At 71.4% G+C, this 16,877-nt stretch carries 17 protein-coding genes; 9 read left to right on the top strand and 8 right to left on the bottom strand.

Going from position 1 to position 16,877, the window contains the following annotated elements:
* Positions 1 to 583 precede the first annotated feature (583 nt).
* From ADK86_RS08795 to ADK86_RS08780, 4 genes are all read left to right on the top strand, one after another.
* Positions 584 to 895, top strand: a complete 312-nt coding sequence (locus tag ADK86_RS08795) for a hypothetical protein (protein WP_053696095.1) — start codon at positions 584 to 586, stop codon at positions 893 to 895.
* 85 nt (positions 896 to 980) lie between these two features.
* Positions 981 to 2,480 (top strand): hypothetical protein, encoded by a 1,500-nt coding sequence (locus tag ADK86_RS08790; RefSeq protein WP_053696094.1) that lies wholly within the window; start codon positions 981 to 983, stop codon positions 2,478 to 2,480.
* A gap of 105 nt (positions 2,481 to 2,585) precedes the next feature.
* Positions 2,586 to 3,764, top strand: a complete 1,179-nt coding sequence (locus ADK86_RS08785) for a S8 family peptidase (protein WP_053696093.1) — start codon at positions 2,586 to 2,588, stop codon at positions 3,762 to 3,764.
* A gap of 55 nt (positions 3,765 to 3,819) precedes the next feature.
* Positions 3,820 to 4,323 (top strand): FBP domain-containing protein, encoded by a 504-nt coding sequence (locus ADK86_RS08780; RefSeq protein WP_053696092.1) that lies wholly within the window; start codon positions 3,820 to 3,822, stop codon positions 4,321 to 4,323.
* 15 nt (positions 4,324 to 4,338) lie between these two features.
* Here the strand turns inward: ADK86_RS08780 and ADK86_RS08775 are convergent, their stop codons facing one another.
* The gene (locus ADK86_RS08775; RefSeq protein WP_053696091.1) at positions 4,339 to 5,184 is read right to left on the bottom strand and encodes a TetR family transcriptional regulator; all 846 of its coding nucleotides are present in this window, start codon (positions 5,182 to 5,184) and stop codon (positions 4,339 to 4,341) included.
* A gap of 116 nt (positions 5,185 to 5,300) precedes the next feature.
* Entirely contained in the window at positions 5,301 to 6,128 is an 828-nt protein-coding gene (locus tag ADK86_RS08770) for an alpha/beta fold hydrolase (RefSeq protein ID WP_078951948.1), read from the bottom strand.
* 80 nt (positions 6,129 to 6,208) lie between these two features.
* On the opposite strand from ADK86_RS08770, the gene ADK86_RS08765 reads away from it, so the two are divergent.
* Positions 6,209 to 6,670, top strand: coding sequence for a MerR family transcriptional regulator (locus tag ADK86_RS08765; RefSeq protein WP_063788967.1), 462 nt, complete (start codon positions 6,209 to 6,211; stop codon positions 6,668 to 6,670).
* Positions 6,671 to 6,866: 196 nt separating this feature from the next.
* Positions 6,867 to 7,730 (top strand): hypothetical protein, encoded by an 864-nt coding sequence (locus ADK86_RS08760; RefSeq protein ID WP_053696090.1) that lies wholly within the window; start codon positions 6,867 to 6,869, stop codon positions 7,728 to 7,730.
* 31 nt (positions 7,731 to 7,761) lie between these two features.
* On the opposite strand, the gene ADK86_RS08755 is transcribed toward ADK86_RS08760, so the two are convergent.
* From ADK86_RS08755 to ADK86_RS08735, 5 genes are all read right to left on the bottom strand, one after another.
* Entirely contained in the window at positions 7,762 to 8,535 is a 774-nt protein-coding gene (locus ADK86_RS08755) for a succinate dehydrogenase iron-sulfur subunit (protein ID WP_030373203.1), read from the bottom strand.
* Positions 8,535 to 10,289: a succinate dehydrogenase flavoprotein subunit gene (gene sdhA / locus ADK86_RS08750; protein ID WP_053696089.1), complete on the bottom strand. Its 1,755-nt coding sequence runs from the start codon at positions 10,287 to 10,289 to the stop codon at positions 8,535 to 8,537. Before sdhA ends, ADK86_RS08755 begins: the two co-directional genes overlap by 1 nt.
* 25 nt (positions 10,290 to 10,314) lie before the next feature.
* Complete coding sequence (locus tag ADK86_RS08745; protein WP_030181769.1) at positions 10,315 to 10,785, bottom strand: succinate dehydrogenase hydrophobic membrane anchor subunit; 471 nt, start codon at positions 10,783 to 10,785, stop codon at positions 10,315 to 10,317.
* 9 nt (positions 10,786 to 10,794) lie between these two features.
* Positions 10,795 to 11,175 carry a succinate dehydrogenase, cytochrome b556 subunit gene (gene sdhC / locus ADK86_RS08740; protein ID WP_003985924.1) on the bottom strand — a complete coding sequence of 127 codons (381 nt, stop codon included), beginning with the start codon at positions 11,173 to 11,175 and terminating at the stop codon, positions 10,795 to 10,797.
* Between the two features lie 265 nt (positions 11,176 to 11,440).
* A complete protein-coding gene (locus ADK86_RS08735; RefSeq protein WP_078951947.1) occupies positions 11,441 to 12,043 on the bottom strand; it encodes a 2-oxo-4-hydroxy-4-carboxy-5-ureidoimidazoline decarboxylase in 603 nt (200 codons plus the stop codon).
* Between the two features lie 242 nt (positions 12,044 to 12,285).
* On the opposite strand from ADK86_RS08735, the gene ADK86_RS08730 reads away from it, so the two are divergent.
* From ADK86_RS08730 to ADK86_RS08720, 3 genes are all read left to right on the top strand, one after another.
* On the top strand, positions 12,286 to 13,911 hold the full coding sequence (locus ADK86_RS08730; protein WP_053696088.1) for a beta-N-acetylhexosaminidase: 1,626 nt from the start codon (positions 12,286 to 12,288) through the stop codon (positions 13,909 to 13,911).
* Positions 13,912 to 14,350: 439 nt separating this feature from the next.
* Positions 14,351 to 15,094, top strand: a complete 744-nt coding sequence (locus tag ADK86_RS08725) for an RNA polymerase sigma factor (RefSeq protein WP_053696087.1) — start codon at positions 14,351 to 14,353, stop codon at positions 15,092 to 15,094.
* On the top strand, positions 15,094 to 16,167 hold the full coding sequence (locus ADK86_RS08720) for a hypothetical protein (protein ID WP_053696086.1): 1,074 nt from the start codon (positions 15,094 to 15,096) through the stop codon (positions 16,165 to 16,167). Before ADK86_RS08725 ends, ADK86_RS08720 begins: the two co-directional genes overlap by 1 nt.
* A 280-nt stretch (positions 16,168 to 16,447) precedes the next feature.
* Here the strand turns inward: ADK86_RS08720 and ADK86_RS08715 are convergent, their stop codons facing one another.
* The gene (locus ADK86_RS08715) at positions 16,448 to 16,849 is read right to left on the bottom strand and encodes a L,D-transpeptidase (protein WP_234345777.1); all 402 of its coding nucleotides are present in this window, start codon (positions 16,847 to 16,849) and stop codon (positions 16,448 to 16,450) included.
* Positions 16,850 to 16,877 lie beyond the last annotated feature (28 nt).

Below are 16,877 nucleotides of genomic sequence, written 5' to 3'. Positions count from 1 at the left end.
CCCCCACCCCCTGACCCCGCCCCAACAAGCCGTGCGGCAGCGCCGCCGGTGCGCTATCTCACACCGGTTCAAAAAGTGCCCGCTCCACCGCCGCCGAGCGCACTGTCACCCGGACCCGTTCCACCCATACCCGTCCCCGCGCCTGTTCCGAAACCGAGGCGAAGTAAAGAACTGCCCCCACCCCGGCAACCCCTTCACCAAGCCCCTCCGCCGCATCGGCCGGTCACCGTGCGCCGGACGCGCGAATTCCTTTTCCAGCGGGCGGTGCTTCGGAATTCGGCGGCTGTTCATCCTGCGTAATGTCGAATGCGGTTTCGGGGCGGCGCCTCGTGGCCGTGCGGGCGTCAATGCCGGTCCCGCCGTCGCCGCGGCGTGTCGTGGTGTTGCCGTACGGGGCGCCGGCCTCCCCGGTTGCGGGCCCTGCCGCGCAGGTCGCGGCCCGGGGGCGGCCTGCCTTACGATCTTGCGTTTGCGCCTCTCAACTCCCTAGCATTGACTGTCTTTACGTTGCTCTTATCGCGTGATCTCAATGGCGCGGCGCGACGGGGACGAGCGGGACATACGGGGCGAACGGGGAGTAGTTGTGGGTGAGCAGTACAAAGTAGACCTGCACGAGCTGGACAACGTCGTACGGCAGCTCAAGCGGCTCCAGGCCGACATGGACGAGCCCAGCCAGAAGGTGAAGTACAGCACGACCATCCCGAAGACGGCCTTCGGCAAGGACTTCCTCGAAGCCACCGATCTCTCCTCCGCGCACGACGACATGCAGGAGTACATGTCGCAGACCGTCAAGGCGCTCCAGGACCTGATCCGCGACTTCGGCGACAAGACCGAGCGCAGCAGAGGGGCGTACGAGGACCAGGAGCACGACACCAAGGTCTCGATGAACGGCTGAGACGCCCCTGCGAGGCGGAGACGGCACCGGTGTGCGGAACGGTGCCGTGGCGGTGAGTGAGCGATGACGACGAAGGGGGGCCGGTGTGGTTGACGCCCGGCAGGAGTACGAGAGCGCCAAGACGATGGAGCGGCAGCGGAAGGGGGAGGAGCGGGACGAGCGGCTGAAGACGTTCAAGAACTACCGGGCCCTCCCCGCCTCTCCCTCCGACTTCCACCACCACGGTATCGACGCGCTGCGCGCCATGATCGAGCATGCCGATCCCGACGCGATCGAGACGTCCGGCAAGCACTGGCGGGCGTCCGCCGACCGGCTGGCCGGCGAGGACGGCCGCGGCGGCATCCGCAAGGCGTTCATGGACGCCGTCGACCACGCCACGGCCCACTGGGAGGGCAAGGCCGCCGACGCGTTCCGGCGCGAAGCGCACCAGGTCCTGGAGAAGATCGACCGGACCTACGGGCACTCCCGCAACGTCGAGCAGGCCCTGATCGGCACCCGGGCGACGGGTGAGCAGGCCGGTGTCGCCCACAGCCTCCGTGAGGCGAAGAAGGCCATGTCGAAGATCAAGGACCCGGGGTTCTGGGACAAGGTGGGGGACGAGAAGGGCGACGACTCCCAGTTCCACAAGGACATGGCCAACCCGAAGATGGACGCCAGGATGGCGCTCGAACTCAACCGGGACAACCTGTCCCTGAGCAAGGAGCGCCAGGTCGAGGCGGTCATCGTCATGGAGGAGCTGGCGGCCAACTACCGGGCGAACAGCGAATTCTCCCCGAAGCAGCCCACCCCGCCGGGCAGTGGTGACTGGCCCACACCTCCCTCCCAGACGACACCGCCGCCGCCGGTGAACATGCCGACGCCGGGCGGTACGCGGCCCCGCCCGACCACCGTGACCCCGAGCGCGCCCCGGGTTCCGGGCGGCTCGGCCGTACCTCCGGGGCTGCGCGGCCCGAACGTCAAGCCGTCCGCGACGCCTCCGGTGCGTACGGGCCTGGCCGGTATGCAGAAGGGCATGCCGGGCCTGGGCGGCCCGAGCCTGCTCGGCCGCCCCGGTGGCGGCAACGGCATCAGCGGCGGCAGCACGTCGAACGAGCAGCCGCCGCTCGGCCTCCCCGGCCTTCCCGGGGGCATGCCTCCCGGCATCGGCGCTCCAGGCCCGCGCGGCGCCGGACGCACCGGCATGCCGGCCGGAAGGACGACGGGCGGCCCCGGCGCCAAGGGCGGCGGACGGTCCGGCGTACCCGGTATGCCGGGTGGCGGTACGGGCGGTGGCGCCGGTGCGGGCCGCGGCGGTGCGGTGAAGGGCGGCGCGCAGGCCCGTACTCCCGGTGGCGTCGTCGGCAAGCCGGGCGGCCCGACGGGCGGTTCGAAGCAGGGCGGGTCCGGGCTGCACCGCAGCCGCGGCGGGACCCAGGCCGGCCGACCCGACCAGCGCGGCAAGGGCGCGGGAGCGCCCGGGATGCCGGGTGCTCGCGGCAAGGGCGAGGACAAGGAGCGCACCACCGGCAAGCGTCCCGACTACCTCGTCGAGGACGAGGAGACCTGGACACCGCAACGTAATGTGGCGCCACGCGTGATCGAGTAGAGAACCTGGCCCATGGGCCCTGGCACGGACGGCCGCCCCGCTTCCTCGGCGGGGCGGCCGTCCGGGCGGCGCCGGACCGCACGGAACGCACACGAGGAGCGAAGCATGAGGGTCACACGAACACTGCGCGCCGGTACGGGCGCGGCGCTGACCGGAGCGCTGCTCCTGGCTGCGGGCGGTACGGCGCAGGCGGACCAAATCCGCAGCAAGCAGTGGCCGCTGGAGGCGTTCGGCGCCAAGGACATCTGGAAGCAGGCCACCGGCAAGGGTGTCACGGTCGCGCTCATCGAAAGGGGCGTCCGCACCAGCCACCAGGATCTGACCGGACAGTTCGTGCCCGGCAAAGACTTCACCCAGGGCGTGAACGGCTCCGACAAGCTCCAGCCCGGCGAGGACATCCGCGACCACGGTACGGCCATGGCGAGCCTCATCGCCGGGCACGGTCACGGCGCGGGCGGAGCCCAGGGAATCAAGGGCCTGGCCCCGGGCGCGAAGATCATGCCGCTGACCGCGTACAAGAACGAGTCGCTGGCGACCCGCTACGCCGCCGAGCACGGCGCCGACGTCATCAACATGTCCTACGGTGTCACCCGTGACGCGGACACCTGTGAATCGATTCGCTATGCCCTGGACAAGGGCGTCATCGTCGTTGCGGGTGTCGGCAACGACGGGGTGGCCAAGAAGAACTACCCGGCAGCCTGCCCCGGGGTCATCGGCGTCGGCGCGGTGAACCAGTACGGGGAAGTCTGGACCCGCAGTAATTACAACGACACGGTCGATCTGCTCGCCCCCGGAGAAGACATTCCCTTCGCACAGGGCAAGAGCGACTCCGCGTACATCACCAACGGTGGTACTTCGGCCGCCACCGCATATGTGTCCGCCGCCGCTGCTCTTCTCCGGGAGAAGTTCCCCGACCTCACTCCCGGACAGATCGCCAACCGTCTGGTGAAGACGGCGGGTCTGGCCAAGCCGGAAAAGGCGAAGAATCTTAAGCTGCCCGATGCCCACTACGGATACGGCTTCATCCAGCCCGCCGCGGCCCTGTCCCGCGACATTCCCGCAGGGCCCGCCGAGGGCCCGCTGCCGATGCCCAAGAGCAAGGCGGCACAGCCGGCCGCCGATTCCGGCGCCGACAAGGGCCGGCAGTCCGCTTCGTCGGCGGACACGAGCAAGTGGCTGGTCATCGGCGGCGGGGCACTGGCCGCGGTCGTGGTGGTCGGCGTTGTCGTCGGCGTGGTGGTCTCCCGCCGCCGCAGCCGTTCGGGTTCCCAGGCTTGGAGCTGACCCCGCCCCGCTAATTCGGGCGACGGATCCCCGCCTCGCCTGTTAGCTTCCGCCCATGGACCCGCTAGCCGAAAAAGACATCCGCACCTCCTTCATAAACTGCTCAAAGGGAGAAGCAAGCCGCATCAATCTCCCCGCGAACCTTTCCGCCCTGCCATGGGATGACCTCGACTTCCTCGGATGGCGGGATCCCGGTGCGCCCGACCGGAGTTATCTGGTGGCGCCCCGGGAGGACGGCATCGTCGGGGTGACGTTGCGGGTGCCGCAGGGGGTGCGGCGGAGTTTTACGAAGACGACTGTGTGTTCGTTGTGTTTGACGGGGCATCCCGGGTCCGGGGTGAGCTTGCTGGCCGCGCGGAAGGCCGGTGTGCTGGGGCGGCAGGGGAATACGGTCGGAACGTATATCTGTGCCGATCTGGCGTGCTCGCTGTATGTGCGCGGGAAGAAGAAGTCGGAGCTGGCCGGGCGGCATGAGGAGTCTCTGTCGCTGGAGGACCGGATCGCCCGCATGGTCATGAATCTCGACGCGTTTCTGGACAAGGTGTTCGAGGGGGAGTGAGCTGCTTCCGGCGGGTCATCCCTGGTCGGAGTCCGGCCGGTCGGGGTGAGAGCGGCCGGAGCGAGGGCGGGCTGCGGCGCCTGCTGCTGCCGGGAGGACGAATTCGCTCAGTACGTCGGTGACTTCGCGTACCAGCGGGCGCAGTACCCGGAACCGGGAGGCGGCCACCGCGCGCGCCACCAGGGGAGAGGTCCGTTCGACCAGGCGGCGGCTGCGTTCGCAGTTCTCCGAGCGGTCGTGCACCCAGTACAGGACCAGGCCCATCTGCTGGAGCCACAGCAAGCGGGGCAGTGCCGCCGCCAGTTCCGGGTCGGCCTTGGTGTCGGCGCCGGCCAGTACCTGCCGGTGCAGTGCGATGGCGGCCTCGCGCGGTCCCTCGGAGGCGTCGGAGAAGGGGCTGAGCGGGCTGTCCGGGTCGGCGGCGTTCTTGAAGAACTGGGCGGCGAAACGGTGGTACGGGGCGGCGATGTCGAGCCAGGTGAGCAGCACGCCGCGCAGCCGGCCGGCCAGGTCGCGCTCCCGCGCCAGTACGTCCGTCACCGCTGCCGCGTGCTCGGCGGCGATCCGGTCGTAGAAGCCCTGGATCAGGTGCTCTTTGGAGGCGTAGTAGTAGTACGCGTTGCCGACCGAGACCCCGGCCTCCTGGGCGATGGCCCGCATCGTGGTCTTGTCGTAACCGCGCTCCTGGAAGAGGCGGAGGGCGGTCTCCAGGATCAGGGTGCGGGTGCGGGAACCTTGGGAGGTGCGCTCGCGGGCGGGCCCGGTGGTACGGAGGGCCGTCGCGTCCCGGTGGGCGGCCTCCGCCGTACGGGCGTCCGTCCCGCCGCCGTCGGCCCTGCCCTCCGCGCCCTCGCTCGCCACGCCCCGTGCCCCGTCCGCATCCGCCCTTGTCGCTTCGTCCACGGTATCGACCTTAATGCGGGACGCCGGCCGCCCTCGGGCCCCCGCCGTGTCACCGGCCGCCCCGGACCGGCCGCCTAGAGCGCGTGCTCGGCCAGGAACTTCAGGATCATCCCCTGCCACTCCTCCGGCCGCTCCGCCATCGGCACGTGCCCGGTCGCGATCTCCGCGTACTCGGCTCCCGGTATGTGCTCGGCCAGGTGGCGTGAGTGGGAGGGGTGGATCAGCTGGTCCAGGGTGGTCGCGATGACCAGGGTCGGTACGGTGATCCCGGCCAGGTCGCCGGTGGTGTCGACCTCCTTGACCAGCGCGGCCTGCTCGGCCGAACCGGCCGGCGGGAGGGCCGGGTCCGGGTCGAGGACGGCGGCCAGTTCGGCGGGCGGCAGGGCGTTCAGAGCCTCGGGGGAGAGGCCGCTGAGGGCGCGGGCCCGGGCGAAGCCCGCGTGGTCGCCACGGTCCAGCAGGCGCAGCCACAGGTCGATCCAGATGTGCGCGCGGTGGTCGGGCTTGGCGAGTCCGGCGGTCAGGACGAGGCCGCGTACCCGCTCCGGGTGGCGTGCGGCGGCCCGTACGGAGACCGCCGTACCCAGGGAGAAGCCGATCAGGGTGAACGTTTCGACGCCCGCCGTGACGGCCTCGGCCACGAGGGCGTCGGCGAGGGCGTCGAGGTCCAGGGGGCCGTCGGCGCGCGGGGTGCGGCCGGAGCCGGGGTAGTCGGGCGCGACGACGGTGTGGCCGGTGGCCGCGAGGGCGGGGATGAGCGCCTCGTAGTTCGCGGCGATGCTGCCGGTCGCGCCGTGGGCGAGCAGGATGCCGTGGGCGGCGGGGACGGTGCCGGGCTCGGCGGGGGTGACGGTGGTGGACAGGGCGGGAAGGCGCGTCGCGGACGCGGGAATCTTCGTCATGCGCCCCAGGTTGACGTCTGACACCGGTGTGAAGGTCAAGTCGCCGGTCCGAGGGTCCGGTCGTTCAGGGGAGGCAGTCGATGGCAGGGGCGGTGGGGGAGTGCGGGTTCCGGGCGGGGGCGGAGGGCTCGGGAGCGGGTGGCTCGCTGCGCATCGGTGAGCTGGCCGAGCGTACGGGGGTCAGCCCGCGGTCGTTGCGCTACTACGAGCAGCAGGGCCTGCTGCGCGCGGACCGCGACGCGAACGGCTACCGCCGCTACGGCCCCGACGCCCCGGACACCGTCGTACGGATTCGTGAGCTGCTCGCCACCGGGCTGAGCACCGACGCCATACGGGAACTGCTGCCCTGCGCCCAGGGCGGCCCCGGTCTCGTCTTCTGCGACCGTTCCTGTTCCGCGGTCGAGCGGCAGATGGCGCAGCTGGACGCGGAGATCGCCGAACTGGCCCGCAAGCGGGAGGCGTTGGCGACCTATGCGCATGTCATGCGGCAACGGCGCGATCAGGACCGGGCGTTGGCCGCGATGGCGTTGCGCTCGGCGTGATACGAGGCCGTCGGTGTGCGCCAGCCGCACCGCTCTGACCTGCATGGATGTTTTCTCATTCGTTTTTCATTGAACGAACTAGGGCTGTGCGGCGTGTACGGGTTGCGAAAGCGGCCCGCGGGTCGGATCCTCGGGTGCACTGCCGTTCGGGGGAACGGTGGGACGGCCACAGCATCGGGGGATTGTTGTGTTACGTGTGCACTTCACGGCGGAGGATCTGAACCGTACGCGGATCGCCGAGGGGGCCGACCCCCTGTGGGAGACCGTGCTGAGCTTGCACCGGCTGCGCGAGAGCCGTACCGAACCGGCCCTGGCCGCCTGGCGCCGGCACGCCGCGCGGCACGGCCCCGGCCCGCTGCGCCTGCTGCTGCCGCTCGTGCCGCCGCGCGGCTACTTCCCCGACTTCCTTACGCCGATGGCAAGTTCGGCCGGTGTGGAGCCGGGCCTCGAAGCGGTGATGACGACGCCCCGGCACCGGCTGCGCACCGAGATCGGGCTGCTGGCCGGGCAGGCCCACAGACCGGGGCACGGCCAGCACGCCGCCCCGCCCTCCTGGATGCGCTCCCTCGCGGACGGCGAACCGGCCGCGCTGCGCGCCCTCGCCCGCAGCCTGCGCACCTACCACCACACCGCCCTCGGCCCCGGCTGGCCGCTGATCGGGCAGCGCGTCGAGGCCGACCGCACACTGCGGCTGCACGCGCTGCGCCAGGACGGCACCGAAGCCATGCTGCGGACCTTCGGGCCGGGGATGCGCTGGCGGCGGCCGGTCCTGGAGGTCACCTACCCGCGGGACGGTGACCTGCGCCTGGAGGGACGCGGCCTGCTGCTCGTGCCGTCGTACTTCTGCACCAACCCGGTCACCTTCGTGGATACGGAGCTGCCGCCGGTCCTCGTCTACCCCGCGGCGCCGCCCGCCGAGGCCGCGCCGGAGCGTGTGGCGGGGGCGGCCGTGCGGACCGGGGCCGGACACGCCGAAGGGCTCCGCCTCCGTACGTACGGGAGCGGAGCCCTTCGCGGCTTCCAGACCAGGTTCGGGTCGCTGACCGGAACCAGGTTCTAGCGACTGCGCCTTCCAGGGGCTGTGCCCGGGATCAGAAGCGACGCGTGATCAGCGCGCGCTTGACCTCCTGGATCGCCTTGGTGACCTCGATACCGCGCGGGCAGGCGTCCGTGCAGTTGAAGGTCGTACGGCAGCGCCAGACGCCGTCCTTGTCGTTGAGGATTTCGAGCCGCTGCTCGCCGCCCTCGTCACGGCTGTCGAAGATGAAGCGGTGCGCGTTGACGATCGCCGCCGGGCCGAAGTACTGGCCGTCGTTCCAGAACACCGGGCACGAGGACGTGCACGCGGCGCACAGGATGCACTTGGTGGTGTCGTCGAAGCGCTCCCGGTCCTCGGCGGACTGCAGGCGCTCACGCGTCGGCTCGTTGCCGGTGGTGATCAGGAACGGCATCACGTCCCGGTACGCCTGGAAGAACGGCTCCATGTCCACCACGAGGTCCTTGAGGACCGTCAGGCCCTTGATGGCCTCGACCGTGATGGGCTTCTCCGGGTTGATGTCCTTCAGCAGCGTCTTGCACGCCAGGCGGTTCTTGCCGTTGATCCGCATGGCGTCCGAGCCGCAGATGCCGTGCGCGCACGACCGCCGGAAGGTCAGCGTGCCGTCCTGCTCCCACTTGACCTTGTGGAGGGCGTCCAGGACGCGCTCCTTCGGGTCCATCTCCAGCTGGAAGTCCTGCCAGGTGGCGTCCTCGGAGACCTCCGGGTTGAACCGGCGGATCCGCAGCGTGATGGTGATGGTGTGCGAGGCGCCGTCCTCGGCCGCGTCCAGGGCCTTGGAGTGCTTTTCGAGGGTGGAGGTGCTCATCAGTACTTACGCTCCATCGGCTGGTAGCGGGTCTGGACGACCGGCTTGTAGTCGAGGCGGATCGACTCCGAGCCGTCTGCCGCCACCTCGCGGTACGCCATGGTGTGCCGCATGAAGTTGACGTCGTCGCGGTTGGGGTAGTCCTCGCGGTAGTGACCGCCGCGGGACTCCTTGCGGGCCAGCGCGGACACCGCCATGACCTCGGCCAGGTCGAGCAGGTTGCCCAGCTCGACGGCCTCCAGCAGGTCGGTGTTGAACCGCTTGCCCTTGTCCTGGATGGACACGTTCAGGTAGCGCTCGCGCAGCTCGCCGATCTTCTCGACCGCGGTCTTGATCGTCTGCTCGGTGCGGAACACCATCACGTTGGCGTCCATGGTCTCCTGGAGCTCCTTGCGGATCTCGGTGACCCGCTCGTTGCCCGAGGCGGAGCGCAGCCGCTCGACCTGCTCCTGCACCATCTTCGCCGGGTCCTCCGGCAGCTCGACGAAGTCGGCGGTCGCCGCGTACTCCGCCGCCGCGATGCCGGCCCGGCGGCCGAAGACGTTGATGTCCAGCAGCGAGTTGGTGCCCAGGCGGTTGGCGCCGTGCACGGACACGCAGGCGACCTCGCCGGCGGCGTACAGGCCCGGCACGACGGTGGTGTTGTCGGCCAGCACCTCGCCCTCGACGTTGGTCGGGATGCCGCCCATGGCGTAGTGCGCGGTCGGCTGGATCGGGATCGGGTCCGTGTAGGGCTCGATGCCGAGGTAGGTGCGCGCGAACTCGGTGATGTCCGGCAGCTTGGCGTCCAGCTGCTCCGGCGGCAGGTGGGTGAGGTCCAGGTAGACGTGGTCGCCCTCGGGACCGCAGCCGCGGCCCTCGCGGATCTCGGTGTAGATGGAGCGCGAGACGACGTCGCGCGAGGCGAGGTCCTTCATGACGGGCGCGTACTTCTCCATGAAGCGCTCGCCGTCCTTGTTGCGGAGGATGCCGCCCTCACCGCGGGCGCCCTCCGTCAGCAGGATGCCCATCCGCCAGATGCCGGTCGGGTGGAACTGGAAGAACTCCATGTCCTCCAGCGGCAGCCCGCGCCGGTACGCGGCGGCCTGGCCGTCACCGGTCAGGGTGTGCGCGTTCGAGGTCACCTTGAAGAACTTGCCGGTGCCGCCGGACGCGAAGATCACGGCCTTCGCCTGGAAGACGTGGATCTCGCCGGTCGCCAGCTCGTAGGCGACGACGCCGGCCGACTTCTTGACCCCGTCGACCTCGTTGAGCAGCAGGTCCAGGACGTAGAACTCGTTGAAGAACTCCACGCCCTCCTTGACGCAGTTCTGGTACAGCGTCTGGAGGATCATGTGGCCGGTACGGTCCGAGGCGTAGCAGGACCGGCGGACCGGGGCCTCACCGTGGTTACGGGAGTGGCCGCCGAAGCGGCGCTGGTCGATGGTGCCGTTCGGGGTGCGGTTGAACGGCAGGCCCATCCGCTCCAGGTCCAGGACCGAGTCGATGGCCTCCTTCGCCAGGATCTCGGCGGCGTCCTGGTCGACCAGGTAGTCACCGCCCTTGATCGTGTCGAAGGTGTGCCACTCCCAGTTGTCCTCCTCGACGTTGGCGAGGGCGGCGGCCATGCCGCCCTGGGCCGCGCCGGTGTGGGAGCGGGTGGGGTACAGCTTCGTCAGGACCGCGGTGCGGCTGCGCTTGGTGGCCTCGATGGCCGCGCGCATGCCCGCGCCACCGGCGCCGACGATGACCGTGTCGTACTTGTGGATCTTCATGAGTCGGTTACCTCAGCCCCGTGGCCTAGCGGATGTTCGGGTCGAAGGTGAAGATCACCAGCGTGCCCAGAAGGACGGTGAAGACCGTCGCGGTGTACAGCAGCATCTTCAGCCAGAAGCGGGTGTTGTCCCGCTGCGCGTAGTCGTTGATGACCGTGCGCAGGCCGTTGGCGCCGTGCAGCATCGCCAGCCACAGCATCACCAGGTCCCAGACCTGCCAGAACGGCGAGGCCCAGCGGCCGGCCACGAAGGCGAAGCCGATCTTGGAGACACCGCCGTCCAGCACGAGCTGGAGCAGCAGGTGGCCGAGGACCAGGACGACCAGCACGATGCCGGACAGGCGCATGAACAGCCAGCCGTACATCTCGAAGTTCGTACGGGTCGTCTTGGGCGTCTTCTTCGTACGCTTGCGGGGCGGCTCGATGACGGGAGCCGGGTTGTCCACGTCGTACAAGGACACGGAGTCGTTCACAGCAGGAGTCGTTTCAGCAGACATCGCGCGTCATCAGCTCCCGAACAGGGTGCGCAGCGTGTGCTGCAGCACCGGGTAGAAGGCGCCGGCCATCAGGACGGCCCACACGCCGACAACGGTCCACAGCAGCTGCTTCTGGTACTTCGGTCCCTTGGACCAGAAGTCCACGGCGATCACGCGAAGGCCGTTGAGCGCGTGGAAGAGGATGGCGGCGACGAGGCCGTACTCCATCACGTTGACGAGTGGCGTCTTGTACGTGGCAACGACGTCGTCATAGGCCTCGGGGGAGACGCGGACGAGTGCGGTGTCGAGGACGTGCACGAACAGGAAGAAGAAAATGAGGACGCCGGTGACTCGGTGAGCCACCCAGGACCACATGCCTTCCCGGCCGCGGTACAGCGTTCCAGCCGGCACGGAAAAACCCTCCGGGAGCGGGGATTGGGGCCTGCCGGCTTCTCTGTCGGTCTGGCCCGGCCGGGTACGGTCCACCGGCCCCGGCCATCGTAGCGACGGACTGTCGGTTCCTCCCGCCGGGGTCCTCAGGTGTGATCAAACAGGCACGTACGGACTATCGCACCAGGGCGGTCCGGCCCTGTACGGGAGGCGGGGGACGGGGTAAGGGGCGGGCCGGACGGCCGGGGCCTGCGGGGCCCGCGGGCCGGTGTGCCGGGCCGGGCCCTCAGGCGCGGGATGCCGCGAGGTGGGCCAGCCGGCCGCGGGCGATCCGGCGCAGCTCGTCGGCGGCGAGGGCCCGCTCCTCCTCGGGCTCGTTGCCGAGCCGGTCGTGGATCGCGGTGAGCACCGCGTTCAGCACCTCGGCGTCGCGGAAGCCGTCCAGGCAGACCACGAAAGAGTGGCGGAACCGGCGCTCGTACTCGGCCTGGGCCGCGCGCAGCGCGGTGTGCGCCGCGAGCGTGCCCCGCCCGCGCGCGCCGATCAGCGGGCGCGGCGAGGCGGACTCCCCGGCCAGCGCCTCGTCCAGGTCGTCCGGCGTCAGGTCGTAGCTCGCCTCGTCGGCGGCGGCCAGCAGGGCGTCCAGGTCCGGGTACGGGCGGTGCGCGGCCAGGCGGCGGGCCCAGCGGCGGCTCGCGCAGCAGCGCAGCAGGGCGGCCTCGGCGGCGTCGGGGGCCGTGGCGTTCAGCCGGGCCAGGCCGGCCGTACGGGGCCGGACGGCGGAGGCGGGAGGCGGTGGGGGCGCCGGCGGGCGCGTCTGGGAGGGTGTGGCGGGCCGGGGAGCGCGCAGCGGTGTCGGCGGGGCGGCCGGGATATCGCTGGGCTGCATGGGCTCCTCGGGGTGGAGAACGCCGGATCAGGGCGGCCGGAGTGCGCGGCCGCGACGGATCGCGCGGGGCCGTGGGCTCCGGGAGGGGTGAGCGGGTGAGACGCCACCGTAACGACGTCTGTCGATCACTGTCCGACGGATGCACGAATTTCACCCGAATGATAGAGATTCCGCGCGCGTAGTGGACGGAAACCTCTGTCACCAGGCAATACCTTCGCCCCGGAAAGGGAGGTTTTGCGTATATGAGGACCGGAAAACTGACCGCGACGATCACGGCGGGGGTGACGGCAGCCCTCACCGCACTGGCCGTCGCGGGCTGCTCGGGCGGCGGCACCCCGCAGCGGGGCGAGAGCGGCCGCTCCCCGTCCGCCGCACCCACCCCGACCTGGGACCCGGTGCAGGGACCGCCGCGCACCGTGCCCGCCGTACAGAAATTCAGCGCGGCCGACGGGCGCGGCTGGCGGCCCGGCAAACAGGCCCGCGTCGTGGTGCCCGCCGGCGAGAAGAGCCCGGTCGCCGACGAGGCCGAGCGCTTCGCCCAGGAGCTGGGCGGCCTGCGTACGGTCTGGGGGAAGCAGACCGTACGGCCCGGTGACGTCGAGCTGAAACTATCGGACGGCGACGGGGCCGGGCGCGCCGACAACGCCCCCGTCCACGACACCGCCGACGAGGCGTACACCCTCACCGCCCGCGGCACCCGCCTGACCCTCACCGCCCCCACCGACGCCGGGATCTTCAACGGCACCCGCACCGTCCTGCAGTCCGTACGGACCTCCGGCGGCGTCCCCGAAGGCACCATCGAGGACCGGCCCGACCGCGCCCAGCGCGGCTTCATGCTGGACATCGCGCGCAAGCACTTCGACGCCCGGTGGATCGAGGACCGCATCCGCGACCTCGCCGGCCTCAAGCTCAACCAGCTCCAGCTGCACTTCTCCGACGACCAGGCGTTCCGCATCGAGAGCGAGAAGCACCCCGAGATCGTCTCGGACGACCATCTGACCAAGGACCAGGTGCGCCACCTGGTCGAGGTGGCGCGCGGCCTGCACGTCACCGTCATCCCGGAGATCGACTCGCCCGGCCACCTGGGCGCCGTGCTGAAAGCCCACCCCGACCTCCAGCTGCGCTCCGCCGACGGGCGGACCGAGCGCGGCGCGATGGACATCTCGCAGCCGGGGGCCGCCGAGATCGTGGACGACCTGCTGCGCGAGTTCGCCCCGCTCTTCCCCGGCAAGCACTGGCACCTCGGCGGCGACGAGTACCGCGCGCTCGCCGACCGGGCGCCCGCCGAGAGCTATCCGCAGCTGGCCCGCGCCGCCCGGGAGAAGTACGGGGACGGCGCCACCATCGAGGACCTGGCCACCGGCTGGCTCAACGACCGGGACAAGACCGTGCGCGCGGCCGGCGCCCAGCGTGTCGAGGCATGGAACGACGGCTACTTCCCGGACACGGACGTCGAACCCGACCCCGGCCGTACCGTCGCCTACTGGACGGGCAAGGAGATCGGCGCCCGGGAGCCGGCCGAGTACCTGCGCGAGAACCGCAAGGTGGTCAACCTCAACGACGAGTACCTCTATTACGTCCTCGGCGAGCCCAACAACATGCCGTACCCGACCGGCGAGCGGATCTACAAGCAGTGGACCCCGGGCGTGCTGCGCGGCACCGAGCCCGTGCCGGAGTCGTCGTCCGGGCCCGACCGGGTGCTGGGGGCGCGCTTCGCGGTGTGGTGCGACCTGGCCGGTGAGCAGACGCAGCAGCAGGTCGCCGACGGCATCCGGATGCCGCTGCGCGCGCTGGCGCAGAAGGTCTGGGATCGCCGCGAGCCGGCCCTGTCCTGGGAGGACTTCAAGAAGCTGGCCAACCAGGTCTGAGCGGCCAAGGCCGGCTGCGGCGGGAGGGGACGACCGGGGCCGCCACCCCCCACAGGAGAGGCCCCGGCCGTCGTTCCAGTGGGGCCCCGTGAAAGGCCCCTGTTCCCTACAGCGCCGCGCGCCGCGAAAGCGTCACAGGGGCGCGCGGTGCGGTGCCGCCCGTACCGCGCGCCGGGCGCCCTGGCCGGTCGGGCGGGCTCTGGACGCGGGGTGTGCCGTGCCCGTAGCGTGCGGGTCCGCGCTGCCCGGCGCGGTCGCCGGGCGTACCCGTCCGGTGGTGCGGAGCGGCGGGCCGGAACGGCCCGGATGCCCGGGGCGCGGGCGGGTCGGGTTACCGTCAGCGGGGACACACGGGTTACCAGCAGTACCCGCGGTCCCCGAGAACAGCGAATCAGCGAGGACCGGGCGGCGGACTTTCCGCGTGCGACAGGATGGACCCGTGCGAGGGGACGACATTCAGCCGGACGACGGCCGGCTGACGGTCGCCGTACAGGCGGCGCAGGACGGAGACGAGGCGGCGTTCCGTACCGTCTACCGCGCCGTACATCCCCGGATTGTCGGATATGTACGGACCTTGGTGGGTGACGCGGACGCCGAGGACGTCGCCTCCGAAGCCTGGCTCCAGATCACCCGCGACCTGTCCCGCTTCAGCGGCGACGCCGACCGCTTCCGCGGCTGGGCCGCGCGGATAGCCCGCAACCGGGCCCTGGACCACCTGCGGATGCGCGGCCGTCGCCCGGCGGTCGGCGGCGACGAGACCGAACTCGCCGACAAACCCGGCGCATCGGACACCGCCGACGAGGCCATGGAAGCCCTCGGCACCGGCCGCACCTTCCGCCTCATCTCCCGGCTCCCGCAGGACCAGGCCGAAGCCGTCGTCCTGCGGGTCGTGGTCGGCCTGGACGCGAAGAGCGCCGCCGGAGTGCTCGGCAAGCGGCCCGGCGCGGTACGCACCGCGGCGCACCGCGGACTGCGGCGGCTGGCCGACCTGCTCGGCGACGGCGGCGAGGACGGCGGCGACGCCGGGCCCGGCCGCGGCGGCGACCGCGGCAAGGGCGGCGGGCCCCTGGGAGGACCCACGGGCGGGGTGCCGGTGCAGGGCACCGGACGGGGTGAGGGCGCGGCGGAATCGTACGTACCGGGTGTGACGGAAACGGCCGCACGAACGCAGAAGGACATGTGATGGCCGACGACCGGTACAACTGGCTCGACGAGGAGGCCGCGGAGCGACTGCTGCGCGGCGAACCCGCCGGTTCCCCGGACGGCGTCGGCGCCGCGGAACTCACCGCCCTGCTGAACGCCGCCGCGGCGGCCGGCCGGAGCACCGCCCCCGGCGAGGCGCTGCCCGGCGAGGAAGCCGCCGTCGCCGCCTTCCGGCAGGCGCGCGCCGACACCTCCGCACCCGTCGCGGCCCCGGCCGGTGGCGCCGATACGGCCGAGCTGGGCACCGTACGGGCCCCGCGCGGCGGACCCGCCGCACGCCCCCGCTTCGGGCGCCCGCTCCGGCGCGGATTCATGGTGGCGCTGGCGGGCTGCGCGCTCGGCGGCGTCGCCGTGGCCGCCGGCGTCGGCGTGCTGCCCACGCCCTTCCACGGCGGCACCGCCCCGGGCCCCGCGACCAGCGTCTCGGCCGCCGAGACCCCCGGCCCGCTCGCCACCGACGGCACGGACACGACCACCGGCGGCACCTCACCGGTGCCCGACGCCACCCCCACCGACCGGCCCGGGCCGACGGCCACCGACACCGGTGGCGACAGCGGCACCGGGGGCGCGCAGTCGCCCGCCCCCGGGCAGAGCACCCCCGGCCAGGACGCGACCGGCGACGACGGAAGCCGCCCCGGCGACGGCCGCGACCGCAAACCGGACGCCAAGGAGAAGCACCGGCTCGGAACCTCCTTCTGCCGTACGTACGTCTCCCGCAAGTCCGGCCTCGGCCAGGACACCCTGCGCCGCCTGGAGCGCGCCGCCGGCGGCCCGGACAAGGTGTACGCCTTCTGCCGCCAGTTCCTGTCCCACGGCAACGGCAACGGCGACAAGTACGAAGGCGGACGCTACGACGGCGACGGCCGGGGCGGCCACGGCCAGGGCGGCCACGGGCCGGGCCACGGCAAGGGCGGCCGGGGCAACGACGAGGACGACGACCGCCGCGGGCACCGCCCCTCCTTCGGCCGCCCGCACCCCGGCGCCCACCGGACCGCATCCGACCCCGCCACCGTCACCACCATCCCCGGCGCGCCCCGCATCGCGGGGGTGTGACGTTTTTCGGGCCCCCGGCGCAGTACGTAGTGAAGCCGACTGGTCATCGGCTCGCGCACGAGCCGGGGTTCCCCCCGTACCAACGGCTCGTCGCACCGGCGCGGGCGGGGCACGTTCCCCCGGCCCTGCCCGCGCTGCTTTTTGCGCCTAAGCCGGCGACCCCTTTTTGCGCCTAAACCGGCGCCGCTCTCGCGGACCTGGTTGCTGTGGGTGGGGGGTGCTCAATTGATGGCTGAGGATCGGGTGGGTTTTTTCGGGCCGGGCCTACTCGTGCGGCTGTCTATTTGTAGATGACCACCTTGTCGCCCACTTTGGCCTGTTGGAACAGGGTGGCGATCTTGGATTTGTCTCTTACGTTCACGCAGCCGTGACTGGCGCCTCGGTAGCCGTGGGCGGCGAAGTCCGGGGAGAAGTGGATGGCCTGGCCGCCGCTGAAGAACATCGCGTACGGCATGGGTGTGTGGTAGATCGACGAGACGTGGCGGCGGCTCTTGAGGCTGATCCGGAAGGTGCCCTCCCGGGTGGGTGTGTACTGCGCGCCGAAACGGACGTCCATCGTGGAGCGCACCTGGCCGTTCACCATCCACGCGAGGGTGTTGCTGCGCTTGCTGACGCACAGGACCCGGCCTTTCAGGCAGCGGCGGTCGGGGGGGGCGACCGGGCTGCTGGGGGTCGGGGACATCTCCGGGCGGGTGGGGGGGGGGGGGGGG

The sequence above is a fragment of the Streptomyces sp. NRRL F-5755 genome, assembly GCF_001279365.1.
GTDB classification, from domain to species: Bacteria; Actinomycetota; Actinomycetes; order Streptomycetales; family Streptomycetaceae; genus Streptomyces; species Streptomyces rimosus.
The sequence above is the reverse complement of the archived record's forward strand: the minus strand, read 5'-3'. Positions and strand labels throughout refer to the sequence as shown.